The sequence below is a fragment of the Kutzneria buriramensis genome (assembly GCF_003387475.1).
Lineage (GTDB): Bacteria > Actinomycetota > Actinomycetes > Mycobacteriales > Pseudonocardiaceae > Kutzneria > Kutzneria buriramensis.
The window spans coordinates 185771-210788 of sequence record NZ_QUNO01000005.1; the positions used below are offsets into that span (position 1 = coordinate 185771).

Here is a 25018-nt window from a genome sequence, read left to right on the forward strand (position 1 = left end):
TCACCATGCGCGTGTTCGCCAACCTGGACGAGGTGAAGGCGGCCAAGGGCGAGGAGCTCGGGGTCAGCGACTGGCACTCGGTGACGCAGGAGCAGGTCAACCTGTTCGCCGACGCCACCGAGGACCACCAGTGGATCCACGTCGACCTGGAGAAGGCCGCCAAGGGGCCGTTCGGCGGGCCGGTGGCGCACGGCTACCTGACGCTGAGCATGCTGCCCAAGCTGTCCGGCGGCCTGTGGCGGGTGGACGGCCTGTCGATGGCCGTCAACTACGGGCTGAACAAGGTGAGGTTCCCGCAGCCGGTGCGGGTCGGCAGGCGGATCCGGGGCCACGGCCAGCTGCTGGACGTCGCCGACGCGAAGATGGGCCTGCTGGCGACGGTGCTCGTCACCGTCGAGATCGAGGGCGAGGACCGGCCGGGATGCGTGGCCGAGTCACTGGCGTTGCTGGTGCCCTGACCAGGTAGGTCACGGATCGGCAACTCCCGCGGCGGGTTCCCCGTCCGAATGGGACAGTGCTCCGGCGACGGGAGAGGCCCGTCGCCGGAGCAGGGGGAACAGTGAACTACGACCAGACGGCGTCCGGCGGCCTCGGCCCCACCGCCGTCCTCATTTTCGCGCTCATCGGCGTGGCCCTCTGGGTGTTCGAGGTCGCGGCGGTCTGGCGGGTGTTCACCAAGGCCGGCCGCCCCGGCTGGGGTGCGATCATCCCGATCTACAACCTCTATCTGATGATCAAGGTCGCGGGTCGCCCCGGCTGGTGGGTGATCCTCTACATCGTGCCGCTGGTGAACATCGTCATCCACCTGATCGTCTCGCTGGACGTCGCCCGCAATTTCGGCAAGGGCAGCGGGTTCGGCGTCATCGGCCTGTGGCTGTTCAGCGCCATCGGCTTCCCGATCCTCGGCTTCGGCAGCGCGCGGTACCAGGGTCCTCGCCCGGCGTGAGAATCCTCGGTCGTCGCCCGATTCCTTTGTAGGATCGGGCGATGACCGATGTCGTGCTCGCGGAGAACACCGACGGGGTGCTGCTGCTCACCCTGAACCGGCCGGAGAAGCTGAACGCGTGGACGCCGGCGATGGAGGAGCAGTTCTTCGGCGCGCTGGCCGCCGCGGACGCCGATCCCTCGGTGCGGGTGATCGTGGTGACGGGAGCCGGCCGCGGCTTCTGCGCCGGCGCCGACCTGACCGCGCTGGGCGCCGTGGACCCGTCCTCCATCACCGAGGCCGACATCCATCCCAGCGGCAAGCCGATCAGCTACGCGCTGTCCCTGCGCAAGCCGGTGGTCGCCGCCATCAACGGCCCCACTGCCGGCATCGGCCTGGTGATCGCCCTCTACTGCGATGTGCGTTTCGCCGCTGCCGACGCCAAGTTCACCACTGCGTTCTCGCGTCGCGGCCTGATCGCTGAGCACGGCATCGCCTGGCAGCTGCCGAGGCTCGTCGGCACCAGCCGGGCCATGGACCTGTTGCTGTCCAGCCGAATCCTCCTCGGCGAGGAAGCCGCGCGCATCGGCCTCGTCGACCACGTGCTGCCCGTGGACGAGGTTCTGCCGGCCGCCTTGGCGTACTCGCGGGACCTGGCCATCAACTGTTCCCCGCAGTCCATGGCCATCATCAAGCGCCAGGTGTACCAGGCCCTCGAGTCCGATTTGGACACTTCCCGCCGCGAGGCCGTGGATCTGATGCTGGCTTCCTTCACCCAGGACGACTTCCGCGAGGGCGTGTTGAGTCACTTGGAGCGGCGCGAGCCCCGATTCGCGCCGCTTGACCCTGACACCGTGTGAGGCCGTAGACCGGACGACGTCATGTTCAGCATCGGAGACTTCGCCCGGCTGGGGCTCGTGTCGGTTCGCATGTTGCGGCACTACGACGGCATCGGGCTGCTGCCGCCCGCCCATGTCGACGGCGCCACCGGCTACCGGTGGTACGCCGCCGACCAGCTGCCCCGGCTCAACCGGATCGTCGCGCTGCGCAAGCTCGGCTTCACCCTCAACCAGGTGGCCGAGATGCTCGACGACACCGTCAGCGCCGAGCAGTTGCGCGGCATGCTGCGGCTGCGCCGCGCCGAGCTGGCTGCCCAGGTGGCCGCCGACAGCGCCCGGCTCGCCCAGGTCGAGGCCCGTCTCCGCAGCATCGAGAGGGAGGGCGCGATGCCGTCCATCGACGTCGTGGTCAAGGCCGTTCCCGCGGTCCGGATCGCCGAGCTGGCCGCCGTGGCCGCCAGCTACGAGCCGGAGGACATCGGGCCGGTGATCCAGCCCCTGTACGCCCGCGTGGAGGCCGAACTGGCCGAGTCGGGGCTGACCGTCTGCGGGCCGGGGGTCGCGTACTACGAGGACGTTCCGGAGGGGGTGATGGTGCACGCCGCGGTGCAGGTGTCCGGCGAGTTGGCGGCTTCGTCCTCGCTGGCGCTGGTCGACCTGCCGGCCGTCGCCGAGGCGGCCACCGCCGTGCACCACGGGCCGATGTCGGAGTGCGGGGCGGTGTACGAGGCCATCGCCCACTGGCTGTCGGAGAACGGCCACCAGAGCGGGGCGTACGCGCGGGAGGTGTACCTGCACTGTCCGCCCGGCGTCGACCAGCAAGGGTGGGTGACCGAGCTCCAGATCCCCCTGCGGTAAGGGGTGGCTGGTCGTGGCCCGCCGCCACGTGACCACGACCAGCCACTGCCACAGAGTGTGTCCGTCCTGCCACCCGGCGGCAATGCTCCAGTTGGAAGCGCTCTCACCGGGCGGTTTAGGCCGAACGGCCGACGACATCTTTCACGAGATCCACTAATGCCGGCGGAGGCGCGGTACCGGTACCGCGCCTCCGCCGCTCGTGGGGTCAGCTGTCCGCGAGGCCCCGCCGACGCTTCGCACGGTTGCCGGATTTCGATCGGCCGCCACCCGACGTACCCACCAGGGCAGCCGACGTGGCCGGTCGAAATCCAGCAAGGGCGAGGCGTCGGCCTGAAGGGGCCGAGCCCCGCGCGAGACGCGCGGCAAATCACCGCGCGGTCCGGATCATCTCTCCGAGCCGGTACACCATCCGGGACGCGTCCCCCGGCGACACCGTCGCCCAGTCCTGTCCGTCCCGCCCCGGCGCCACCACGCTGAAGTACCGGCCGCCGGCGTTGTCGAACCAGCTCATCCCCGGCAGCCGCCGCACCCGCCCGCGCTCGTCGTACAGTCCGACGCCGATCTGCCCGAGCCGCAGCACCTCCGGCTCCAGCATGGTCGCCAGCGCCTTCTGCTGCTCCTTCGACGCCGACTCCGCGGTCCGCCGCGTGACCGCCACCGGCTGCGAGTGCCGGCCCGAGCCGCCGACCATGCTCGCCGGCAGCGAGACCTCCTGCCCGGGCCCGGCCTTGGTCGGCGGCAGCAGGTTGACGATGCTGGCCGCCAACGCCGTGTCCCGGGTCCACTCCAGCCGGACCATCTGTCCTTCCTGGACCATCAGCACGGCGTCCCGCCCGCGCGCGGCGGCCGCGGCGCGCAGCATCGCCGACGACTCATGGACGTCCACGGTGGAGATGGTGTCGAGCTGGATGTGCGGCCGGGCCACGAGGGCCATCGCGGCGGCGACGGGCTGCACCACCCGACCCCGCTCGGTCACGCCGCGTGCCTCGAGGTCGGCGTGCACGGCGGCGCGGATACGCGACCGTTCCTCATAGGTCTCCCCGTGGCTGGGGACCTGGAACGGATACGGCGGCGAGCCGAGCCGCAGTTCCTCCCACAGGAAGTCGAACGCGGCCAGCGACACAGTGACGATCGGTGACATCGCCCCTGAAGCTACCGCACCGCGCGCGCCCGTACGGGTGGAACGACGGAGTCACATTGACGGCGCCGAACCCCGGCAGTATGTTCGTATGCAGAACGGACGTTCGCAATACGCACAGCCGGAGGCGCGGAGATGGCGACGATCGGGACCCTCGCCGAGGGGGTGGCCGCAGTGGTGCACGACGGCGACACGGTGGCCTTCGAGGGATTCACCCACCTCATCCCGTTCGCGGCCGGGCACGAGGTGATCCGGCAGCGCCGCCGCGACCTGACCCTGGTCCGCATGACCCCGGACGTGCTCTACGACCAGCTGATCGGCGCGGGCTGCGCGCGCAAGCTGGTGTTCTCCTGGGGCGGCAACCCCGGCGTGGGCTCGCTGCACCGGTTCCGGGACGCCGTCCAGCACGACTGGCCTGCGCCGCTCGAGCTCGAGGAGCACAGCCACGCCGGCATGGCCAACCGGTACGTCGCCGCCGCTTCCGGACTGCCGTTCGCGGTGCTGCGCGGCTACACCGGCACCGACCTGCCGGCCCAGACCGACAACATCAAGCCGATCACCTGCCCCTTCACCGGCGAGGTGCTGACGGCGGTGCCGGCGCTCCGGCTCGACTCGGCCGTCATCCACGCGCAGCGCGCCGACCACGAGGGGAACGTGCAGCTGTGGGGCATCACGGGCGTGCAGAAGGAGGCCGTGCTGGCGGCGAAGCGGTCGCTGGTCACAGTCGAGGAGATCGTGGACGAGCTGACGCCGTTGCCGGGCGCGGTGGTGCTGCCGTCGTGGGCAGTCGGCCACGTCGCCGCGGTGCCGGGCGGCGCGCATCCGTCCTATGCGGCGGGGTATTCCGTGCGGGACAACGACTATTACCGTGACTGGGACGAGATCAGCCGGGACCGGGACGAGTTCACGCGCTGGCTGGAGGATCTGAAGTGAGCCACACGGCCGACGAGATGATGACGGTGGCCGCGGCGCGGACGCTGGCCGACGGCCAGGTGTGCTTCGTGGGCATCGGCCTGCCGAGCACCGCCGCCAACCTGGCCCGCCGCACCCACGCCCCGGGCCTGGTGCTGGTGTACGAGTCGGGCACGCTGGGGGCGAAGCCGGACCGGCTGCCGCTGTCCATCGGCGACGGCATCCTCGCCGAGACCGCGGACGCCGTGGTGAGCGTGCCCGAGGTGTTCAACTACTGGCTCCAGCCCGGCCGCATCGACGTCGGTTTCCTGGGTGCGGCCCAGATCGACCGGTACGGCAACATCAACACCACCGTCATCGGCGGCGACTACCGCAACCCCAAGGTGCGGCTGCCCGGCGCGGGCGGCGCGCCCGAGATCGCGGCCTCCTGCAAGGAGGTCACCGTGATCGTGCGGCAGAGTCCGCGCGCCTTCGTGGACCGGGTCGACTTCGTCACCTCCGTCGGCTTCGGCCGCGGTCCCGGCGAGCGCGAGAAGCTGGGTCTGCGCGGCGGCGGCCCGCGCCGGATCATCACCGATCTCGGTGTGCTGCAACCGGATCCCGACACATGCGAGTTCGTGCTCACCCACCTGCACCCAGGCGTCGAACTGGCCGACGTGAAGGCCGCCACCGGCTGGGACCTGGCCGTCTCCCCCGACCTGAGCCGGACGCCCAACCCCACCGACGAGGAACTGTCCGTGCTGCGTGCCCTGAAGGCGGCGTCATGACCACCGACGTGTTCATCGCGGACGCGGTCCGCACCCCGATCGGCAAGTACGCCGGCGGCCTGGCCAACGTCCGCCCGGACGACCTGGCCGCCGGCACGCTGAAGTCCTTGCTGCACCGTCATTCCGACCTCGACCCGGCGCGCGTCGACGACGTGGTGCTCGGCGACGCCAACGGCGCCGGCGAGGACAACCGGGACGTGGCGCGGATGGCGGCGCTGCTGGCCGGGCTGCCGGTCTCGGTGCCGGGCAGCACGGTCAACCGGCTGTGCGGCTCCGGCATGGAGGCGGTGATCGGCGCGTCCCGGGCGGTCGCGGTCGGCGACGCCTCGATCGTCGTCGCCGGCGGCGTGGAGTCGATGACCAGGGCGCCGTGGGTGTTGCCCAAGCCCGATCACGCCTTCGACCGCGCGCACGAGACGTTGCACTCCACCACGTTGGGCTGGCGCATGGTCAACCCGGCGATGCCCGCGCAGTGGACGGTCAGCCTGGGCGAGGCCACCGAGCAGCTCGCCGAGAAGTACGGCATCGGCCGCGAGGAGCAGGACGTCTTCGCCGAGGGCAGCCACCACAAGGCGGCCCGCGCCTGGGCCGACGGCGTGTTCGCGGACGAGATCGTGCAGGTGCCGGGCGCCGAACTCGAGCGGGACGAGAACATCCGCCCCGACACCTCCGTCGAGAAGCTGGCCAGGCTGAAGCCCGCGTTCCGGCCCGACGGCACCATCACCGGCGGCAACGCCTCCCCACTCAACGACGGCGCGGCCGCGCTGATCATCGCCGACCGGGCCGGCATCGACTCGTTCGGCGGCCGCCCGCTGGCCCGCATCGCCGCCCGCGCCGTGCACGCCGTGGAGCCGCAGTACTTCGGCATCGGGCCCGTGGAGGCCGCGAACCGGGCGCTGGCCCGGGCCGGCATCGGCTGGTCCGACCTGAGCGTGGTCGAGCTGAACGAGGCGTTCGCCGCGCAGTCGCTGGCCTGCCTGTCGCTGTGGCCGGAACTGGACCCGAAGATCGTCAACCCGCACGGCGGCGCGATCGCCATCGGACACCCGCTGGGCTGCTCCGGGGCGCGCATCCTGGGCTCGCTGGCCTGGGAGCTGCACCGCCGCGGCGGCGGCTGGGGGCTGGCCGCCATCTGCATCGGCGTCGGCCAGGGGCTGGCCGTCGTCCTGGAAGCCTGAGGAGGAGCCGGTGAAACTTCCGCACTACGCGTCCGACGGCGAATCGCACCCGCCGAACTCGAGCCAGCACTACCGGTCCAGCGTCCTGCGCGCGCCCCACCGCCCGCTCCAGCTCATCCCGCAGCACCTCACCGAGATCACCGGCCCGCTGCTCGGCGCGGACCGGATCGGCGAGCTCGACCACGACCTGACCCGGCAGCACCCGGGCGAGCCCTTAGGCGAGCGGATCATCGTCAGCGGCCGGGTGCTGGACACCAACAACCGGCCGGTGCCGAACACGCTCGTCGAGGTGTGGCAGGCCAACTCGGCCGGCCGGTACGCGCACGACCGGGACCGGCACGACGCCCCGCTGGACCCCAACTTCAGCGGCGTGGGCCGCACCGTCACCGACGCGCAGGGCAACTACCGGTTCGTCACGATCAAGCCCGGCGCCTACCCGTGGCGCAACCACGACAACGCCTGGCGTCCCGCGCACATCCACTTCTCGCTGTTCGGCCGGGCCTTCACCCAACGGCTGATCACCCAGATGTACTTCCCGGGCGACCCGCTGTTCCCGTTCGACCCGATCTACAACTCGATCCGCGACGAGCGCGCCCGGCAGCGCCTGATCTCCCGCTTCGACCTGCCGACCACCCAGCCCGAGTGGGCGCTGTCGTACAAGTTCGACATCGTGCTGCGCGGCAGCGACGCCAGCGTGTTCGAGGACGAGGAGGACGAGTGACAACCCCTTCCCAGACCGTCGGCCCGTTCTTCGCGCTGCCGGACGGCCTGCCCTGGCCCGACGGCCCCGACGTGGTGCCGGCCGGCACGCCCGGCGCGGTGGTCGTGCGCGGCACTGTCTACGACGGCGCCGGCGAGCCCGTGCCGGACGCGATCATCGAGACCTGGCAGGCCAGTCCCGCCGGCCGCTTCAACCATCCCGACGACCCGCGCGGCGCCCTCGACGAGGGCTTCCGTGGCTTCGGCCGGTCCGCCACCGACGCCGAGGGCCGGTTCCGGATCCGCACCCTCAAGCCCGGCCCGCTGCCCACCCCGGACGGCGGCGCCGAGGCCCCGCACATCGACGTCACCGTGCTGGCGCGGGGATTGCTTCAGCGACTGGTGACCCGGATCTACTGGCCCGACGAGGAGCGGGCCAACGCCGCCGATCCCGTGCTGTCGGCGGTGCCGGCCGAGCTGCGGCACACTCTGGTCGCCAAGGCGGTCGGCGACGAGCTGCACTTCGACATCCGGCTCCAGGGCGACGGGGAAACGGTCTTCTTCGAGGTGTGAGGGACGCGTGACGGACTACCGGTGGGCCGGCGCGGCGGCGGGCCCCGTGCTGGTCGTGGGCAACTCGCTCGGCACGACCTCGGCGATGTGGCGGGAACAGCTGCCGGCGCTCGGGCAGACGATGCGCCTGCTGCTGATCGACCACCCCGGCCACGGCGACGCGGTCTCGACGAACGCAGCCGCCCAACCACCGCCCGACCACGCTGCCGGCGACCGATCCGGCGGCGAGGCGACCGCCAACCAACACACCGACCAGCCACCGCCCGACGCCAGCGCCGACCAACCCAGCGGCGAGGCGGCCGCCAAGCGATCCGCCGCCCAGCCTCCACTCAACGGCAGCACCGACCAACCCGGCGGCGAGCCGGGCTTCACCCCCCACTCCATCGATCAACTCGGTCGACGGGCCCTGGGCATCCTCGACGAGGCCGGCGTCGAGCGCGCCCACTTCCTGGGGCTGTCCCTGGGCGGCATGGTCGGCATGTGGCTGGCGGCCAACGCCCCGGAGCGCGTCGACCGGCTCGCGGTGTGCTGCACCACCGCCTACTTCGGCACGCCGGAGCCGTGGCGGCAGCGGGCGGCGGCGGTGCGGGCGGACGGCATGGCGTCGATCGCGGAGGCGGTGGTCGCGCGCTGGGTCCGGCCGGGCTACGACCGGTCCTGGCTGATCGACATGCTGTCGGCGATCGACGCCGAGGGATACGCGGCCTGCTGCGACGCGCTGGCGGAGCTGGACCTGCGGCCGGCGCTGCCGTCGATCACCGCGCCGACGCTGGTGGTGGCCGGCGACGCCGACGCGGCCACGCCGGTCGAGCACGCCCGGGCCATCGCCGACGGCATCCCGAACGCACGCCTGGCGACGGTGCCGGGCGCGCACCTCGCCCCGCTGGAGTCACCCGATGCGGTGACACCGCTGCTGGTGGAGCACTTCACCTCGGTGCGCCGCCAGGTGCTGGGCGACGCCCACGTGGACCGCGCGCAGGCCGCGACCACGCCGTTCACCGCCGACTTCCAGGACTTCATCGGCCGCTACGCGTGGGGCGACATCTGGACCCGCCCCGGCCTGGACCGGCGCACCCGCAGCGCCATCACGCTGGCGATGTTGGCCACCCTCCAGCACGAGGACGAGCTCGCCATGCACGTCCGGGCCGCGCTGCGCAACGGCCTGACCGTCGAGGAGATCAAGGAGGTGCTGCTCCAGGTCGCCGTCTACGCCGGCGTGCCCACGGCGAACCGGGCGTTCCGGATCGCCGATCAGGTGCTGTCTACCCTGGACACATCATGACCGACATCGAGACCTCCAGCCGCGGCAACGCCTTCGTCCAGTCCCTGGAGCGGGGGCTGGCGGTGATCCGCGCGTTCGACGCCGAGCACGCCGAGCTGACGCTCAGCGACGTCGCCCGGCTCACCGGACTCACCCGGGCCGCCGCCCGCCGCTTCCTGCACACCCTGGTCGAGCTGGGCTACATGCGCACCGACGGCCGGCTGTTCGCGCTGCGGCCGCGGATCCTGGAGCTGGGCTACGCCTACCTGTCCAGCATGGGCCTGCCCGAGGTGGCGCAGCCGCACCTGGAGACGCTGGTGTCGCAGGTGCACGAGTCCAGCTCCGTCTCGGTGCTGGACGGCACGGACGTGGTGTACGTGGCCCGCGTGCCGACGAAGCGGATCATGACCGTGAGCATCGCGGTCGGCACCCGGTTCCCGGCCTACGCCACCTCGATGGGCCGGGTGCTGCTGGCCGCGCAGTCCGAGGAGTGGCTGGACCGGTACTTCAAGGAGGTCGTGCTCCAGCCGCTGACCCGGTACACGGTCGTCGAGGCGCGGCTGCTGCGCCTGCTTCTCGACCAGGCTCGGGAGCACGGTTGGGCGCTGGTGGACCAGGAACTGGAGGAGGGCCTGCGGTCCATCGCGGTGCCCATCCACGATCCGGACGGCAGCGTGGTGGCCGCGGTGAACGTGTCGGCGCACGCCAGTCGCGGCAGTTCCGAGGAGATCCGCGACGAACTGCTGCCGCTGCTGCGCACCGCCGCCGCCGCGATCGAACACGATCTGCGCGGCAGCCGCCGCTAACGGAAAGAAAACGTCAACCTCGGCGTTCCGCCGAACGCGAACGGGGTCCGGCCGTTCGTCGTACCGATCCGTGAATATCGGCGTCCGATATGTCGGCTGAAACAGTCGGAACAAACGAAAGGCCCGCCACCGAAGGTGACGGGCCTCGCTCAGCCGAACTTCAGTCAGCCGATCTCAGATCGCGCGCACGCCCATGGCCTGCGGGCCCTTCTGGCCCTGCCCGACCTCGAACTCGACCTTCTGGTTCTCCTCCAGGGTACGGAAGCCGTTGCCCTGGATCTCCGAGTAGTGCACGAAAACGTCAGCGCCACCATCGGAAGGGGCGATGAAGCCGAAGCCCTTCTCCGAGTTGAACCACTTGACGGTGCCCTGAGCCACTTGATCTATCTCCTCAAACAGGTACTACGTCTCGCCGCAACCACGACGCTACGGGTCTGATCGCGGACGGGGGACTTCACCCGGTTCCCTGCGAGGAGGACCACCGCCCGCGACTTCTTCCGCGAGCGTGGATACGACACGAACACAGAATGCGACCGGACACAGTCAACCACACCGGACACGGCGCGTGGAAGCCCGCCACCCGTACAGGTGTGACCGCCGGCACCGCGCCCTCTTGACGCGCCAAGAGTTCATCTCTTAAATCATGACTCGAAATAAGGTGTGACGCGCGCACCGCCATCGAGCCTCACACACCGACGGACCCTGCGAACCCTGTCGAACCCGAGGTGCTGCCGTGCGATCAACGCTGCTCGTCGTGCCCCTGTTACTCGTCGCGGGATTGATGGCCGCCCCGGCCGCCAACGCCGCGAACGAGTCCGTCAACATCTGGCTGACCACAACGAACGACTCCTCCGGCCGCAACGTCACCCGCGGGCTGCAACAGCAGAGCCCGATCAGCTTCGCGGCCGGCACCGGGACCGGCCAGCAGACCATCACGGTCGACGAGAACACCAGGTACCAGCAGTTCGAGGGCGCCGGCGCGTCGTTCACCGACACCGCCGCCTACCTGATGAACTCCAGCGGCGCGTTGTCCGCCGCCACCCGCAACGCGACCATGAGCAACCTGTTCGACCCGAACAGCGGCATCGGACTGAGCTTCCTGCGCAACCCCATGGGCGCCTCGGACCTGGCCCGCTACAGCTACACCTACGACGACGGCGGCGCCGACCCGAACCTGAACAACTTCACCCTGTCGCACGACATGGTGGACGTCATCCCGCTGACCAAGCAGGCCAAGCAGCTCAACCCGGCGATGAAGATCATGGGCTCGCCGTGGACCGCGCCGCCGTGGATGAAGGACAACAACTCCTACATCCAGGGCTGGCTCCAGTCCCAGTACTACCAGGCCTACGCCAACTACTTCGTCAAGTACGTCCAGGGCTACCAGGCGCAGGGCGTCCCGATCGACTACGTCTCCGAGCAGAACGAGCCGACGGTCGGCGGCAACTACCCGGGCATGAACTGGAACGGCTCGGGGCTGGCCTTCTTCGCCAAGAACAACCTGCTGCCGGCGCTGCACAACGCGGGGCTGTCGACCAAGGTGCTGGCGCTGGACTGGAACTGGGACAGCTACGACAGCTTCGCGTCCCCGACGGTCAACGACGCGTCCATCCGCAACGACCCGAACTTCGGCGGCGTGGCGTGGCACGGCTACGAGGGCAACGTCTCGGAGCAGACGACGATCCACAACCAGTTCCCGTCGATGAACGCCTACGACACCGAGCACTCCGGCGGCAACTGGATCGCCAACCAGCAGAACGAGGACATGAACAACATCATCGACTACACCCGCAACTGGGGTCGTAGCGTGGTGAAGTGGAGCCTCGCGGTGAACGAGACGCAGGGGCCGAACAACGGCGGCTGCAACACCTGCACGGGCCTGATCACCGTGCACCAGAACGACGCCCAGCGCGGCCAGGTCACGTACAACATCGAGTACTACGACATGGGCCAGCTGACGAAGTTCGTCAAGCCGGGCGCCACCCGCATCGCCTCCAACGACGGCACCGTGCGCAACGTGGCGTGGATGAACCCGGACGGCTCCAAGGCCCTGGTCGCCTACAACCCGACCGGCAGCGCGCAGAGCGTGCGGGTCAACTGGGGCAACGAGTCCTTCACGTACTCGATCCCGGCGGCCACCAGCGCCACGTTCACCTGGAACGGCACGCAGGGCACCGGCGGCACCCCGCCGCCGAACGGCCACACCATCACCGGCATCGGCGGCAAGTGCGTCGACGTCGCCGGGGCCAACAGCGCCAACGGCACCCAGATCCAGATCTACACCTGCAACGGCTCCGCCGCGCAGACCTGGACGCAGTCCGGCAGCGCGCTACAGGCGTTGGGCAAGTGCATGGACGTGGCCAGCGCCGGCACCGCCAACGGCACCAAGGTCCAGTTGTACGACTGCAACGGCACCGGGGCCCAGCAATGGACCCAGAACGCCCAGCACGAACTGGTGAACACCAACTCCGGCAAATGCCTGGACGCCACCAACCAGAGCTCCGCCGACGGCACGCCGCTGCAGATCTGGGACTGCGCCGGCGGCGCCAACCAACAGTGGACGCTGAACTGACGCACTGATCCGTCACCGACTCCGTCCCGACTCGTCGCGCGTTCCGCCCGCGACGAGCCGGGACGGTTCCAGCGTTCCCAAAAATGCCCCTGACCTGCGGTGATGCGCCCGAACGCGCTATTGATCGGTGCCCGATCGGTCGCTATAAATACCGCACACGGACCCGTCCGATCGACGGGATCCGTTTCGGGAAGATCCGCGTTCTCCACCGCCGTCGCCGCTCGCGGGCCTTTTCGGAAATGCCGGTCTCCACCCCTGCCTGCACGATCCGGCGCGTGCGAAACCCGTAGGAGATATCGACGATGCGCATCACCAGAACGAGAGCCGCGCTGGCGGCGGCGTTGCCGATGGCGGTGACCGCGGCAATGCTGGCGTCGATGCCCGCCGCGACGGCGGCCCCGGCCGCGGGCGGCGCCTTCCCGGCCCACTACGCGGCGCCGTACCTCCAGATCGCCGGCAACACCGTCGGCGACATGCAGGCGGACATGAACGCCACCGGCACCAAGTTCTTCACGCTGGCGTTTCTGACACCCAACGGCGGCGGCTGCAACCAGGCCTGGGAGGCCGACGCGGGCAACGGCGTCGGCGGCTTCAAGAGCCAGATCACCGCGATCCAGAACGCCGGCGGCAACGTGATCCCGTCCTTCGGCGGCGCCGAGGGCGGCGAGATCGCCCAGACCTGCACCAACGTGTCCAACCTGACCGCGGCCTACGCCAACGTGGTCAACACCTACGGCACGCCGCGGCTGGACTTCGACATCGAGGGCGGCGTCATCAAGGACACCGCCTCCAACGCCCGGCGCGACCAGGCGCTGGCCGCGTTGCAGGCGCAGAACCCGAACGTGCAGGTCGACTTCACGCTCGGCGTCGGCCCGGACGGCCTGGAGGGCGACCAGAACACGCTGCTGGCCGACGTGAAGGCCAAGGGCGTCAAGGTCAACATGATCAACCTGATGGTCATGGACTTCTACGACGGCCAGCCGGTCATCAACGACGCGCTGTCCGCGGCGCGCAACGCGGCCAACCAGATCGCGTCGCTGTTCGGCATCTCCACCTCGGCGGCGTACGCCAAGATGGGCCTGACGCCGATCGCCGGCCGCAACGACGACGGCGCCATGTTCAGCCAGGGCGACGCCCAGACGCTGGAGAGCTTCGCCGCCCAGAACGGCGTGCAGGAACTGGCGTTCTGGGAGGTCGACGGCTACGACAAGGGCACCGGCTACGCGTACTCGCGAATCTTCAACCAGATCACCGGCGGCACCACGCCGCCCCCGCCGCCGCCGAACGGCCACACCATCACCGGCATCGGCGGCAAGTGCGTCGACGTCGCCGGGGCCAACAGCGCCAACGGCACCCAGATCCAGATCTACACCTGCAACGGCACCGCGGCTCAGACCTGGACGCAGTCCGGCAGCGCGCTACAGGCGTTGGGCAAGTGCATGGACGTGGCCAGCGCCGGCACCGCCAACGGCACCAAGGTGCAGCTGTACGACTGCAACGGCACCGGGGCCCAGCAGTGGACGCTGAACGCGCAGCACGAGCTGGTGAACACCAACTCCGGCAAGTGCCTGGACGCCACCAACCAGAGCTCCGCCGACGGCACGCCGTTGCAGATCTGGTCCTGCGCCGGTTCGGCCAACCAGCTGTGGACGATCAACTCCTGAGGTGATCAACTGATGAGGGGCCCGCCCACGCGCCTGGGCGGGCCCCTTCCTCTTCACCCCACCTTGATCAGCCGCGAGCCGTGCGCCGGCACCCCGGTGGCCGTCCAGCTTCCGTTGAAGGAGCCCAGATCCGTCCGCGACGCCAGGTCGCGCACCGGATGGCTGCCGCCGATGCCCAGGTCGCCCCAGTTCACGGTGATGTTCGCGCTCGACGAGCCGAGGTTGTACACCGCCACCGCCCAGCTGCCGTCCGGCAGCTGCTTGCGCCACTTCTGCAGGGTGCCGCCGGTGATCCGGGTCGGGAAGCGCGCGGACTGGTCCACCGCCACGACTTCCGGGTTGGTGAGGATGGAAACCGCTCCGCTGTCGAGGAAGTAGACGTCACCGCCGACGTAGAGCGGGGCCGAGGCCATCGACCAGAAGGTCATCACGCTCTGCCGCTCGGTGCTGCTGATGCCGTCCTGGATGGCGCTGCCGGAGTTGTTGGAGATCGGCATCGAATCCAGGTCCGGGAAGTAGCCCGGGCTCAGGCCGGCCAGCCAGTTCGGCAGGTCGTTCCAGCGGGCGCTGACCGAGCTGGACCAGGTGGCCAGCGTGCCGCAGTAGCACTCGACGTCGGTGTCGATCCGAACATCGTTGGTGTAGCCGGACAGTTGCGACTCGATCGACTGCGGCACCGGCCAGGCGCTGGTCGTCAGCCACATGTTCCGGCCCGACCGGTCGATCGCCCGCGACCACGCCTGGATGTCGGCGACGTTGTCCGCGGTCGTGCCGTCCACCTTGATCAGGTCCACGCCCCAGGACGCGAACCGGTTCACGATCGAGTCGATATACGCCTGGGCGCAGGAATTCCCGTAATCGATCTTCCACGAGCTGCCCCAGCCGTTGGTCGCGGTCAGCGGCTGCTGCGCGATGTCCTGAGTGTGGCAACCGGTTCCGAGGATCGGCGCGTTCTTGTCGTACACGCCCTTGTCCAGGCCGACCGTCGTGTACAGGCCGAGCAGCAGGCCCTCGTCGTGCACGTAGGTCGCGACGGCCGCCATGCCGTCCGGGAACCGGGTCGAGTCGGCGTCCGGAATGCCGTTTCCATCCGTGTGGCCGTGGAACGACATGTCCGCGTTCCACCCCGAGTCGATGTCGATGTACCGGTAGCCGGCCGAGCGCAGCTTCGACGCCACCGCGTCCGCCGCACCCTCCACATGGGACTCCGTGAGCCAGCTCGTGCCGTAGGTGGCCCGGGTGGACGCCTCGACGCTCCAGCTGCTCCACCCCATCGCCGGGGTCGCGAAGCCGGTCTTGGCGTAGGCCGGGCTCGCGCCCGGCAGCAGGACGGCAACGGCCACGGACACCGCCGCGACCACCGTGAGACGACTGGGCATGGGCAGTCTCTTTTCTCCTGATCCACGCTGAACAGGGAGGACTCACGGTAGCCGTCGTTTCTTTCCAACGTCAACTATCTATGCGGGGCCGCCGCAGGCGGTGCGGGCGAGCACGCCGCGGCCCACGACCTCGGTGCCTGGGCCGATCTTGCCGGGCAGCACGGACCGCAACCCGGCGATGGTGTAGGCATCGCAGGTGTCGGGCAGGTTGTGTTCAGCCTTCAACTGGCGACACCGCTCGAAGAACTTCTCGGCGTATTCGTGCGTGCCCGACAGATGCTCGATGTCCGCGAAGGCGTCGTGGGACCAGGGCGGCGGCTCGTGCGGCAGCCGATACCCCGCCTCGGGCTCGCCGATCTGCTCCTGCGGCAGTTCGATCTCGTACGCTCGAACCACTTCCCCGTTCTCCGCGATGTACCAGGACGTCTGCGAGTCGCCGTGATTCAAGAAGTAGTGATGCGCCGCGCCGAACCGGCGACTGAACTCGGTGCACCGCTCGTGGATCAACGCCCGATGGACGGCCTCGTCGGCGAACATCTGCTTGGTGCGCCAGGGATCCTCCTCCCCCTCAGCGAGGGCGCCCGTACGGTGGTAGTCCGCCGACGGTATGCCGAGCACCAGCGTCCACCCGTTCAGCGCCGGGCTCACGTACACCCGCTCGTGGTCGAGGCAGCCGCCGTACCGGCCTCCGTCGTACCGCCACGCCAGGTGCCCCATCAGCATCGTGACGGGGATCGGCGACGAGTATCCGAACGCTTCCAGCACCGCCTCCTGGTCGGTGGTGCGCACCGCGTACCAGGACTCGCAGCACACCATCTGCCGTGGGGTTTCCGCCGGCACCAGGCCGTGGTCGAAGGGCTCGCCGAGGGCGGCGAGCACCGCCAGCGCCGCCTCCCGCAACGCCGGCGCCGACAACGCCCGCCGTACCTCGGCGATCTGCGCCGGCCCCAAGTTCTTCAAGCCGTACGGGCTGTACTCGACGTCGGTCGCGACCTGGCTCAACAGAGCCGTGATGTCCACACGATCAACTACAAGTACTTCCGCGCCAAGGCGGCGAAGGCGGCCTTGGGCTCCCACCTCATGTCCGGGTACGTCTCGCCGAACCGATCCTCGAACGCCGTCACCACGCCGTAGCTCGCGAGATCCAGGTCCTTGCGCGGGCCGGGCCGGTGCGGCAGGTGGTAGTTGGCGAAGGTGTAGGCGAACGCCGTGTCGACGCCGGCCTCCTCGAAGATGTCGAGCATCTCCATGAGGTGGGCGGCCTGCCCGTCCTCGTCGCGCTCGTAGTCGCCGTCGAGGCCGACCGCGATCACGCCATCCCGCACGACGATGCCGCCGGCATGAGCGCCCTTGTCGGCCGCACCACGGAAGGTGGCGGCGCCGAATTCGGTGATGGCCACCGGCTTTCCCTGCGCGACAAGGGAACGAATCGCGTCGACGTAGATGCCGGCAACCTCCGCGGACCGGTAGAGATCCACGCCGACGAAGTCGAACGGCGTCCAGTCGACGCCCTCGAAGGACGGGATCGCGGCGTAGCTGACCGGCCCGCCGAACCGGTCCCGCACGACCTTCACCGCCCGGCCGAGGAATTCGTTGAGCAGGGCGGGAACTCCCGCCATCGCCTCGCGCAGCTGGGCAAGGTCGGCCAGCACGGCCATGCGCTCCTCGATGGTGTCGCCGGGCAGGAAGCCGACGGTGAACATGCTCAGCTCCGCACCGGTGAGCAGCACGACCTTCGCGCCGCCACGCCGTAACCGCTCGGCCCGGTCGGCGCAGTCGGCCAGCACCGCCAACAGTTCGTCCTGGGTCAGGTCGCACGTGAACGGCGAGAACCACACCTCCAGCCCCAGCTCGGCCGCCGTGGTGGCCGCGATGTCGAGGCGCTCGGGATCCCCGCCGGTGACACGGACGGCCGTGCAGTGCAGGTCGTCGCGGATGATCCGCATCTCGCGCCGGACGACGTCGGGATCGAAGGGCTCGTGGGTGCTGGTCCCGCCGGCGAGGAAGCCGGTGTCGTAGCTGATGCCGTTGGCTCGCATGCGACGGACCATAAGGTACCTTGAGTACCGTATCAACCGAATAAGGTACGGTGAGTACCATGGCAAAGGTGAGGCGCCGTGGCGCGGTGCTGGAGCAGGCGATCCTGCGCGCCGCGGCCGACGAGCTCACCGAGTCCGGCTACGCCGGGCTGACCATGGACCGGGTCGCGCGCCGCGCCGGCACCAACAAGAACGCCCTCTACCGCCGCTGGCCCAACCGCGCCGCGCTCGGCGTCGCCGCGTACAAGCAGCTCGTCGAGATCCGGCTCGGGCCGCCCGACACCGGCTCGCTGCGCGAGGACGTGCTCGCCGTGCTGCGGCAGATGAACGAGGACGTGGCCACGCCCCGCGCCGACCTCGTGCGCGGCCTGATGGCCAGCGCCGCCGAGGATCCGGAACTGTTCGCCGAGCTCCAGAAGATGGTCGGCGACGGCGGCAGCTCGATGTGGCTGACCATCCTCGGCCGCGCCGTCGACCGCGGCGAGGCGTCCCCGGCCAGCCTGCACCCGCGGCTGGCCACCGTCGCCGTCACCTTGCTGCGCAACGAATACCTGACCGGGCTGACCCCGGTCCCGGACGACGTGATCGTCGAGATCGTGGACCGGGTCTACCTGCCACTGGTCCGCAGCCGGCCCTAGCCGCGCAGGAAACCTGCTTCACCGGGCCCTCAGGAGGCAGCGCAGGAGGGCGGCCTCCGAGCCGCCCTCCCGTCAAACCACTGCCTAGATCTCCACGGTGTGCTTGGGCCCGGTGAACCACCGCCGAGCCGAGGCGTACCACCAGATGGCGATCAGCAGCACCAATCCGCCGACCGCCAGCGGCGCATAGTTCACGGCGGTCCAGCTGAACGACGAGTCACCCGGCACACCGGCCGGCACGGTCGGCAGGATGAAGTAGACCGAAATCACCACGATCTCGATGATGGCGGTCCAGCACATCCACTTGTAGTTGCGACCCAACGTCCACGGCCCGGGCACGAACGAGTCGCCGGCACGCAGCCGCAACGCGATGGGGATCAGGAACGCGAGATACAACCCGATCACCGCCACGGACACCACCGCGTAGAACGCCGTCGGCACGCCGGCGGAGCTCTTGTACAGGGCGGGAAGCGTCAGCACGAGACCGGCCACGCACGAGCCGATCACGGCGTTCACGGGCACACGGTTGGAGTTCAGCCGGGACCACAACCGGTGCCCGGGAACCGCGCCGTCACGGCTGAACGCGTAGCTCATCCGCGACGTGCTGGTCACGCAGCTCATGCCGCAGAAGAACTGGCCGATCGCCGAGATCCCGACGACCACCAGAGCCAGATTCGAGTTCAACGCCGTGGTGATGATCGAGCCGATGAAGCCGGCCTGCTTGTTGATCTCGTCGACGTGCGTCGCGGCGAACAGGAAGGCCAGCAACAGGATCCAGCCGCCGATGGCGGAGTAGAGAATGGACTGCCAGATGCCGCGGGCGGCGGTCCGGGCCGCCCCCTTGGTCTCCTCGGAGATGTGCGCGCACGCGTCGAAGCCGGTGATCGTGTACTGGGTGAGCAGGAAGCCCAGCGGCAGGATGTAGAACCAGTAGGTGCCGTCGGAGAAGCCGGAGTTGTTGATCCGCTCGGTGAACACGAACGAGAAGCTCTGGTGCGACACGGGCGCGAACGCCAGGATCGCGACCACCACGACGACTCCGATGACATGCCAGTACACCGAAACATTGTTCAGCATGGCGACCAGGTGGCTGCCGAAGATGTTGATCAACGCGTGCAGCACCAGCACCACCACGAAGATGATGAAGATCTCGGTGAGGGTGCCCTCCCAGTTCGAGTCCACAAGGGACCAGAAGAACGAGATGAACGTGGCACAGCCGTAGTCCACGGACGCGGTCACGGCGACCAGCCCGACCAGGTTGAGCCAGCCGGTGAACCACCCGTGCACGGGCTTGCCCAGCTTCGACGCCCACCAGTAGATGCCGCCGGCGGTGGGGAACGCGGACACCAGCTCCGACATGCACAGCCCGATGATCAGGATGAACGCGGAGATCACCGGCCAGCCCCAGCTGATCGCCACCGGACCGCCGTTGTTCCACGCCTGCCCGAAGGTGGTGAAGCAGCCGGACAGGATCGAGATGATGGAGAAGGAGATGGCGAAGTTGGAGAAGCCGCTCCACGTCCGGCGCAACTCCTGCCGGTAGCCCAGTCGTGCCAGTGTTCTGGCGTCGTCGTCAATATTTTCGACCTGCTCGCTCACGGCTACCTCCGAACGGTGTCCAGCAACACTCCCAACCCGGGGTCGCCGAGATCTCTCAGCGCCCTCCCCCACTTCGCCGCGGCCTCGGCCGCGTAATCGAAGTCGGCAGCCGCTCGGCCACCCAGCAATCCACTGTGGACCCGGAACCAGAGCGTCCAGGTCACATTGGACATCATCAGGTACAGCCGCACGCGCGCCAACAACCGCTCGGTCAGCGCGACGCCGAAGTACGCGGCGGCCAGCCGCGCCACGCCGTCGGGGTCCAGCAGCGCCTCGGCCGCGATGTCCCCCAGCTCGAAGCACGGGTCGTTCTGCCCGGACAGCTGGTAGTCGACGATGCGCACCCGGTCGCCGTCGGCGATGAAGTTCTCGGCCAGCAGGTCGTTGTGGCACGGCACGCGCGGCAGCGGCGCGGCCGCAAGCGCTTGCCGGATCCGCTCGACCAGCGGCAGCTGGTCGGCGTAGCCGTCGGGCAGCCCCAGGCCGTGCCGGTCGCACAGCGCGAGGAACTCCGCCAGCTTGTCGAAGATGTCGAACTCGTTGCCGAACGGCCGTCCGGAGTGCAGCCGCCGGCACGCGGCGGCGATGCCGTCCAGCCGGTCGGGCACGTCGGCGGCCGACAGCGTCACGCCGTCGACGAACTCCAGCACCAGGGCGTGCTGCTCGGGCAGCACCCGCAGCACCCGCGGCCCGGCGCCGGTCTCGGCGGCCTGCACGGTGTTGGCGATCTCCTGGTCCATCGACACGCCGAGGCCCGCCTCGGTGACCGCCGGGTCGAGCACCCGCAGCACGAACCGCCGCCCGCCGGCGTCCACCCGCACCACCCGGTGGCTGAGCCCGCCCTTGATGACGGTCAGCTCGACCGGGCCCGCGAACTCGGGCACCTCGGCGACGATCTCGTCCAGCAAGCGCGCCTCCCGGGAGTCGACGTGATCAGCAAGTGTCGGTCCGTGGCTGGCCAGCGTCAACCCGATGCGGTAACAAGGGCGTCGTGGCAGCTGACAGGGCACTCCCCGACCGGGCCAGGATCGTGATCATCGGCGGCGGCGTGGGCGGCGCCAGCGTCGCCTACCACCTCGCCGGGCTGGGCGAACGCGACGTCGTCCTGCTCGACCGGAACGAGCTGACCAGCGGCTCGACCTTCCACTCGGCCGGGCTGGTCGGGCAGCTGCGCTCCGATCCGACGCTGACGCGGATGAACCAGTACTCGGCGCAGTTGTACGCCGAGTTGCAGACAGGTGAAAATCCGCCCGGGTGGGTGCCCTGCGGCGGCATCCGGCTGGCCTGCACGCCGGACCGGATGGCCGAGGTCCGCCGGCAGATCGGCTGGGCCCGCGCGTTCGACGTGCCGCTGGAGGAGATCAGCGCCGACCAGGCCCGCGAGCTGTTCCCGCTGATGAGCACCGACGGCGTGCTCGGCGGCTCGTACCTGCCGACCGACGGCTACGTGGACCCCTCACAGCTGGCGTACTCGCTCGCCGCCGGCGCGCGCAGGGGCGGCGTGCGGATCCACCAGCACACCCGCGTCACCGGCATCGACGTCGTCCGCGGCCGGGTCACGAAGGTCCGCACCGACAAGGGCGACATCGAGGCGGAGATCGTCGTCAACTGCGGCGGCATGTACGCGGCGGAGATCGGCCGGCTGGCCGGCGTCCGGATCCCGGTCGTCCCGATGTCCCACCAGTACGTGGTGACCGAGCCCGTACGGGAACGCGACGGCACGCACCTGCCGACGCTGCGCGACCCCGACAACCTCGTGTACTGGCGCGAGGAGGTCGACGGGCTGCTCATGGGCGGCTACGAGCGGAACTCGCGTGCGTGGGCGCTGGACGACACCGGCCTGGACCGGATTCCCGCCGACTTCAACGGAAAGCTGCTCGCCGCCGACTGGGAGCGGTTCGTCGAGATCAGCGAGAACGCGGCCAAGCGGGTGCCGGCGATGGCCGACCTGGGCGTCCGCAAGCTGATCAACGGGCCGGAGGCCTTCACCCCGGACAACGAGTTCTGCCTCGGCGAGACGGAGATCGGCGGCTTCTTCGTGGCCGCCGGGTTCTGCGCGCACGGCATCGCCGGCGCCGGCGGCATCGGCAAGGTCGTGGCCGAGTGGATCGTCGCCGGCGAGGCGCAGCTGGACGTGTCCCATATGGACATTCGCCGCTTCGGCCGGCAGTACCAGTCGCCGTCGTACACGCTGGCCCGGGTCACCGAGAACTACGAGACGTACTACGACATCCCGTTCCCGCACCGGCAGCGCTCGGCCGGCCGGCCGCTGCGGGTGTCGCCCGTGTACGCCTGGCACGCCCAGCAGCAGGCCCACTTCAGCGAGAAGTCCGGCTGGGAGCGGGTCGACTACTACCAGAACAACATGTACGGCGGCGACGACTTCATGCAGCCGCGCGGCTGGGCCGGCATGGGCTGGTCGCCGGCGATCGTCGCCGAGCACCGCGGCACCCGGGCGGCGGCCGGCCTGTTCGACGAGTCCTCGTTCGCCAAGATCGAGGTGTCCGGACCGGGGGCGGCGCAGCTGCTGAGTTGGCTGTGCGACAACGACGTGGACCGCGAGGTCGGAGCGGTCACGTACACGCAGGCGCTGAACTCCCGCGGCGGCATCGAGTGCGACTTCACCGTGACGCGGCTGGAGGAGCAGGTCTTCATGATCGTCACGGGCACCGCCTACGGCTCGCGGGACCTGACCTGGCTGCGCCGGCACGCCCCCGACGACGGCTCGGTGCGCATCACCGACATCACCGGCCAGTTCACGTGTTTCGCCCTGTGGGGACCGAATTCCCGCAAGATCCTCAAGCAGCTGACGCCGGCCCCGCTGGACAACGAGTCGTTCCCGTACATGACCGCGCGGCGGATCACCGTCGGCGACGTGCCGCTGGTCGCGCAGCGGGTGACGTTCGTCGGCGAGCTGGGTTGGGAGTTCTACGCCTCCGCCGAGTACGGCGCCGCGCTGTGGTCGGCGCTGTGGGAGTACGGCCAGGACCACGGGCTGATCGCCGCCGGCTACAAGGCGATCGACAGCATGCGGCTGGAGAAGGGTTACCGGCTCTGGGGTTCCGACCTCACGCCGGACCACAACCCGTACGAGGCGGGCCTGGGCTTCTGCGTCAAGAAGGACAAGCCGTTCCTCGGCCGGGAGGCCCTGTTCAAGACCAAGGAGCAGGGGCTCACCCGACGGCTGCGCTGCCTGACGCTGAACGAGCAGCACGCCGTGCCGCTGGGCGGCGAGCCGGTGCGGATCGGCGGCGAGGTCGTCGGCCGCGTCACCTCAGGCGGTTTCGGCTACACCGTCGACAAGCCCATCGCGTTCGCCTACCTGCCGGCGGGCACGCCGATCGGCGCGGAGTTGTCGGTGGAGCTGTTCGGCGAATGGATCAATGGCGTGGTGGTACGGGATCCGCTCTTCGATCCGACCGGAGAACGAGTGCGGAGTCAGACCTGAGTCGTAGCCGCACCCGAAGATCGGGGGGTTATCCCCCGAATTCCTTGACCGGGCTGCGGGCCCTCAGTAGGTCTGGTGACGCCACACCTACTGAGGGGAAACACAAGTGAAGAACTTACGAGCAGCGCTCGCGCTGCCGGTGGCGGCGCTCGCCGTCCTGTCGACGGCGTCGCCCGCCCTGGCCGCACCGGAACAGGCGAGGAGCATCGCGTGGGCGCCGTGCGCCCAGGACGCCACCGCGGACTGCGGCAAACTCGTGCTGCCGATCGACTGGGACAACCCGAACGGCGGCACGTTCACGCTGGCTTTGGCCCGCCGCAAGGCGAAGGTGCCCGGCGAGCGCATCGGCTCGCTGGTGTTCGACCCGGGCGGCCCCGGCGGCCCGGGCGTGCCGCTGGTGATCGGCGACCCGAACCTGTTCTCCCAGCAGCTCCAGGACCACTTCGACATCATCGGCTTCGACCCGCGCGGCGTCGGCGACAGCCAGGCGATCAAGTGCGACACATCGGTGCTGGCCACCGCGCCGACCGGCACCGCCGATACCCCTCAGGGGTATGCGGCCTTTGTGGCGTACAACAAGAAACTGCTCGACGACTGCCGGCAGGTCAGCGGGCCGCTGATCGACCACGTCGATGATCTGAGCGTGGTCAAGGACATCGACGCGATCCGCGCCGCCCTCGGCGAGCAGAAGCTGACCTACTACGGCGTCTCCTACGGCACGCTGATGGGCCAGCAGTACGCGGAGCTGTTCCCGAACCACGTCCGCGCGCTGGCGCTGGACAGCAACATGGACCACAGCCAGGACACCACCGGCTTCCTGGCCACCGAGGCGCAGACGGACGAGGACGCGTTCCACGAGTTCGTGAAGTGGTGCGACAGCGACGCCAAGTGCGCGCTGCACGGCCAGGACGTGAACGCGCTGTTCAACCAGCTCTACGCCAAGGCGCAGGCCGGCACGCTCGTCGACCCGGACAGCCAGCGCACGGTGACGCCGGACATGTTGTCCGATCTCCCGGTCGGCTACCTGTACGGGCCGGACTGGGCGCCGCTCGCGCAGGAGCTGAGCAAGCTCGCTGGCGCGAAGTCCTTCGGCCCCAAGGCCGACACCCAGGTGCAGGTGTACTTCCCGTTCGCGTTCTGCTCCGACTGGAAGTTCAACCTCCCTGACGCGGCGTCCGTGGCGGCGCAGCGGCGTATCGACAACAAGATCGCGCCGATGCTGCGCATCTCCGGGATCGGTTGGGGCGCCGCGATGAACTGCCTCGGCGTCACCAAGGTGGCCAACCCGCAGCATCGCTACCACGTGCACGGCACGCCGCCGATCCTGATCGTCGGCGGGCAGCACGACCCCGCCACCCCGTACGCGTGGTCAGTCGACGCGGCGCGCCAGATCCCCGCCGCCACGCTGCTCACCTACGACGGTTGGGGCCACGGCCAGTACGACAAGAGCCCCTGCGTGGGCAACGCGGTCGACAGCTACCTGATCTCGCAGAAGATGCCGGCGAAGGGCACGCACTGCCCGGCTGTACCGCCGGCTTCTGGATTCGGGCCGCAGCATTCGATGGTGTCGCACAGCGGGTTCTGATCGTGGCGAGAGGCTCCCGTCCCCGCCGGGAGCCTCTCCGCGGTCACGCGACGATGCCGAACTCCGGTACGTCCATCGGATCCCTCCCCCGGATCACACTGCGTCGGGAAGAAGTATCGCGGCCGGCGGGCAACCGCC

23 protein-coding genes are annotated in these 25018 nt (G+C 69.6%); 16 read left to right on the forward strand and 7 right to left on the reverse strand.

Translation table 11 applies throughout. From position 1 onward, the window contains the following. The first annotated feature begins 5 nt into the window (after positions 1-5). The 4 genes from BCF44_RS16165 (at position 6) to BCF44_RS16180 (ending at position 2622) form a co-directional block, all read left to right on the forward strand. Positions 6-458, forward strand: coding sequence for a MaoC family dehydratase (locus tag BCF44_RS16165; protein ID WP_116175113.1), 453 nt, complete (start codon positions 6-8; stop codon positions 456-458). Positions 459-559: 101 nt separating this feature from the next. Beyond that, the gene (locus tag BCF44_RS16170) at positions 560-946 is read left to right on the forward strand and encodes a DUF5684 domain-containing protein (protein WP_116175114.1); all 387 of its coding nucleotides are present in this window, start codon (positions 560-562) and stop codon (positions 944-946) included. Positions 947-987: 41 nt separating this feature from the next. After that, positions 988-1785: an enoyl-CoA hydratase gene (locus BCF44_RS16175; RefSeq protein ID WP_116175115.1), complete on the forward strand. Its 798-nt coding sequence runs from the start codon at positions 988-990 to the stop codon at positions 1783-1785. Between the two features lie 21 nt (positions 1786-1806). Next, positions 1807-2622, forward strand: coding sequence for a MerR family transcriptional regulator (locus BCF44_RS16180; RefSeq protein WP_116175116.1), 816 nt, complete (start codon positions 1807-1809; stop codon positions 2620-2622). Positions 2623-2989: 367 nt separating this feature from the next. Here the strand turns inward: BCF44_RS16180 and BCF44_RS16185 are convergent, their stop codons facing one another. Continuing rightward, the gene (locus BCF44_RS16185; RefSeq protein WP_116175117.1) at positions 2990-3763 is read right to left on the reverse strand and encodes an ESX secretion-associated protein EspG; all 774 of its coding nucleotides are present in this window, start codon (positions 3761-3763) and stop codon (positions 2990-2992) included. A gap of 132 nt (positions 3764-3895) precedes the next feature. On the opposite strand from BCF44_RS16185, the gene BCF44_RS16190 reads away from it, so the two are divergent. The 7 genes from BCF44_RS16190 to BCF44_RS16220 are packed head-to-tail and all read left to right on the forward strand — an operon-like array spanning position 3896 to position 9956. Next, the gene (locus BCF44_RS16190; protein WP_116175118.1) at positions 3896-4693 is read left to right on the forward strand and encodes a CoA transferase subunit A; all 798 of its coding nucleotides are present in this window, start codon (positions 3896-3898) and stop codon (positions 4691-4693) included. 17 nt (positions 4694-4710) lie between these two features. After that, positions 4711-5439, forward strand: coding sequence for a CoA-transferase subunit beta (locus BCF44_RS16195; protein ID WP_116175479.1), 729 nt, complete (start codon positions 4711-4713; stop codon positions 5437-5439). After that, on the forward strand, positions 5436-6617 hold the full coding sequence (locus tag BCF44_RS16200) for a thiolase family protein (RefSeq protein WP_116175119.1): 1182 nt from the start codon (positions 5436-5438) through the stop codon (positions 6615-6617). Before BCF44_RS16195 ends, BCF44_RS16200 begins: the two co-directional genes overlap by 4 nt. Positions 6618-6627: 10 nt before the next feature. Then, on the forward strand, positions 6628-7338 hold the full coding sequence (gene pcaH, locus BCF44_RS16205) for a protocatechuate 3,4-dioxygenase subunit beta (RefSeq protein WP_116175120.1): 711 nt from the start codon (positions 6628-6630) through the stop codon (positions 7336-7338). Then, positions 7335-7889, forward strand: coding sequence for a protocatechuate 3,4-dioxygenase subunit alpha (gene pcaG, locus BCF44_RS16210; RefSeq protein WP_116175121.1), 555 nt, complete (start codon positions 7335-7337; stop codon positions 7887-7889). Before pcaH ends, pcaG begins: the two co-directional genes overlap by 4 nt. A gap of 55 nt (positions 7890-7944) precedes the next feature. Next, complete coding sequence (gene pcaDC / locus BCF44_RS57525) at positions 7945-9171, forward strand: bifunctional 3-oxoadipate enol-lactonase/4-carboxymuconolactone decarboxylase PcaDC (protein WP_435369385.1); 1227 nt, start codon at positions 7945-7947, stop codon at positions 9169-9171. Further along, entirely contained in the window at positions 9168-9956 is a 789-nt protein-coding gene (locus BCF44_RS16220; RefSeq protein ID WP_116175122.1) for an IclR family transcriptional regulator domain-containing protein, read from the forward strand. The genes pcaDC and BCF44_RS16220 overlap by 4 nt, the downstream gene beginning before the upstream one ends. Before the next feature lie 174 nt (positions 9957-10130). Here BCF44_RS16220 and cspE read toward each other — a convergent pair whose 3' ends face one another. Beyond that, positions 10131-10334: a transcription antiterminator/RNA stability regulator CspE gene (gene cspE, locus BCF44_RS16225; RefSeq protein WP_116175123.1), complete on the reverse strand. Its 204-nt coding sequence runs from the start codon at positions 10332-10334 to the stop codon at positions 10131-10133. Between the two features lie 355 nt (positions 10335-10689). Between cspE and BCF44_RS16230 the strand changes: the two genes are divergently transcribed. Beyond that, positions 10690-12528 carry an RICIN domain-containing protein gene (locus tag BCF44_RS16230; RefSeq protein ID WP_246015135.1) on the forward strand — a complete coding sequence of 613 codons (1839 nt, stop codon included), beginning with the start codon at positions 10690-10692 and terminating at the stop codon, positions 12526-12528. A gap of 302 nt (positions 12529-12830) precedes the next feature. Continuing rightward, positions 12831-14192, forward strand: a complete 1362-nt coding sequence (locus tag BCF44_RS16235; protein ID WP_170217562.1) for an RICIN domain-containing protein — start codon at positions 12831-12833, stop codon at positions 14190-14192. Positions 14193-14245: 53 nt separating this feature from the next. Here the strand turns inward: BCF44_RS16235 and BCF44_RS16240 are convergent, their stop codons facing one another. The 3 genes from BCF44_RS16240 to BCF44_RS16250 all read right to left on the reverse strand — a co-directional run bounded on the left by BCF44_RS16240 (position 14246) and on the right by BCF44_RS16250 (position 17610). Next, a complete protein-coding gene (locus BCF44_RS16240) occupies positions 14246-15571 on the reverse strand; it encodes a glycoside hydrolase family 27 protein (RefSeq protein WP_116175124.1) in 1326 nt (441 codons plus the stop codon). A 78-nt stretch (positions 15572-15649) separates the two neighbouring features. Continuing rightward, entirely contained in the window at positions 15650-16591 is a 942-nt protein-coding gene (locus BCF44_RS16245) for a hypothetical protein (RefSeq protein WP_116175125.1), read from the reverse strand. Positions 16592-16599: 8 nt separating this feature from the next. Further along, entirely contained in the window at positions 16600-17610 is a 1011-nt protein-coding gene (locus BCF44_RS16250) for a glycoside hydrolase family 113 protein (protein ID WP_116175126.1), read from the reverse strand. A 59-nt stretch (positions 17611-17669) separates the two neighbouring features. On the opposite strand from BCF44_RS16250, the gene BCF44_RS16255 reads away from it, so the two are divergent. Continuing rightward, positions 17670-18248, forward strand: a complete 579-nt coding sequence (locus BCF44_RS16255; protein ID WP_116175127.1) for a TetR/AcrR family transcriptional regulator — start codon at positions 17670-17672, stop codon at positions 18246-18248. Positions 18249-18332: 84 nt separating this feature from the next. Here the strand turns inward: BCF44_RS16255 and BCF44_RS16260 are convergent, their stop codons facing one another. Beyond that, complete coding sequence (locus BCF44_RS16260) at positions 18333-19847, reverse strand: amino acid permease (RefSeq protein ID WP_116175128.1); 1515 nt, start codon at positions 19845-19847, stop codon at positions 18333-18335. A gap of 2 nt (positions 19848-19849) precedes the next feature. Then, a complete protein-coding gene (locus BCF44_RS16265) occupies positions 19850-20755 on the reverse strand; it encodes a phosphotransferase (protein ID WP_170217563.1) in 906 nt (301 codons plus the stop codon). An 83-nt stretch (positions 20756-20838) separates the two neighbouring features. On the opposite strand from BCF44_RS16265, the gene BCF44_RS16270 reads away from it, so the two are divergent. After that, positions 20839-23295 carry a GcvT family protein gene (locus tag BCF44_RS16270; protein WP_116175483.1) on the forward strand — a complete coding sequence of 819 codons (2457 nt, stop codon included), beginning with the start codon at positions 20839-20841 and terminating at the stop codon, positions 23293-23295. 106 nt (positions 23296-23401) lie between these two features. After that, the gene (locus BCF44_RS16275) at positions 23402-24880 is read left to right on the forward strand and encodes an alpha/beta hydrolase (protein ID WP_116175130.1); all 1479 of its coding nucleotides are present in this window, start codon (positions 23402-23404) and stop codon (positions 24878-24880) included. The last annotated feature ends 138 nt before the right edge of the window (positions 24881-25018 follow it).

What these genes read in the sequence shown, in the direction of transcription:
- BCF44_RS16240 (WP_116175124.1), bottom strand. Translation starts at nt 15,571, where the DNA reads ATGCCCAGTCGTCTCACGGTGGTCGCGGCGGTGTCCGTGGCCGTTGCC.
- BCF44_RS16195 (WP_116175479.1), top strand. Translation starts at nt 4,711, where the DNA reads ATGATGACGGTGGCCGCGGCGCGGACGCTGGCCGACGGCCAGGTGTGC.
- BCF44_RS16200 (WP_116175119.1), top strand. Translation starts at nt 5,436, where the DNA reads ATGACCACCGACGTGTTCATCGCGGACGCGGTCCGCACCCCGATCGGC.
- BCF44_RS16175 (WP_116175115.1), top strand. Translation starts at nt 988, where the DNA reads ATGACCGATGTCGTGCTCGCGGAGAACACCGACGGGGTGCTGCTGCTC.
- BCF44_RS16220 (WP_116175122.1), top strand. Translation starts at nt 9,168, where the DNA reads ATGACCGACATCGAGACCTCCAGCCGCGGCAACGCCTTCGTCCAGTCC.
- BCF44_RS16235 (WP_170217562.1), top strand. Translation starts at nt 12,831, where the DNA reads ATGCGCATCACCAGAACGAGAGCCGCGCTGGCGGCGGCGTTGCCGATG.
- BCF44_RS16165 (WP_116175113.1), top strand. Translation starts at nt 6, where the DNA reads ATGCGCGTGTTCGCCAACCTGGACGAGGTGAAGGCGGCCAAGGGCGAG.
- BCF44_RS16250 (WP_116175126.1), bottom strand. Translation starts at nt 17,610, where the DNA reads ATGCGAGCCAACGGCATCAGCTACGACACCGGCTTCCTCGCCGGCGGG.
- BCF44_RS16190 (WP_116175118.1), top strand. Translation starts at nt 3,896, where the DNA reads ATGGCGACGATCGGGACCCTCGCCGAGGGGGTGGCCGCAGTGGTGCAC.
- BCF44_RS16255 (WP_116175127.1), top strand. Translation starts at nt 17,670, where the DNA reads ATGGCAAAGGTGAGGCGCCGTGGCGCGGTGCTGGAGCAGGCGATCCTG.
- BCF44_RS16185 (WP_116175117.1), bottom strand. Translation starts at nt 3,763, where the DNA reads ATGTCACCGATCGTCACTGTGTCGCTGGCCGCGTTCGACTTCCTGTGG.
- BCF44_RS16180 (WP_116175116.1), top strand. Translation starts at nt 1,807, where the DNA reads ATGTTCAGCATCGGAGACTTCGCCCGGCTGGGGCTCGTGTCGGTTCGC.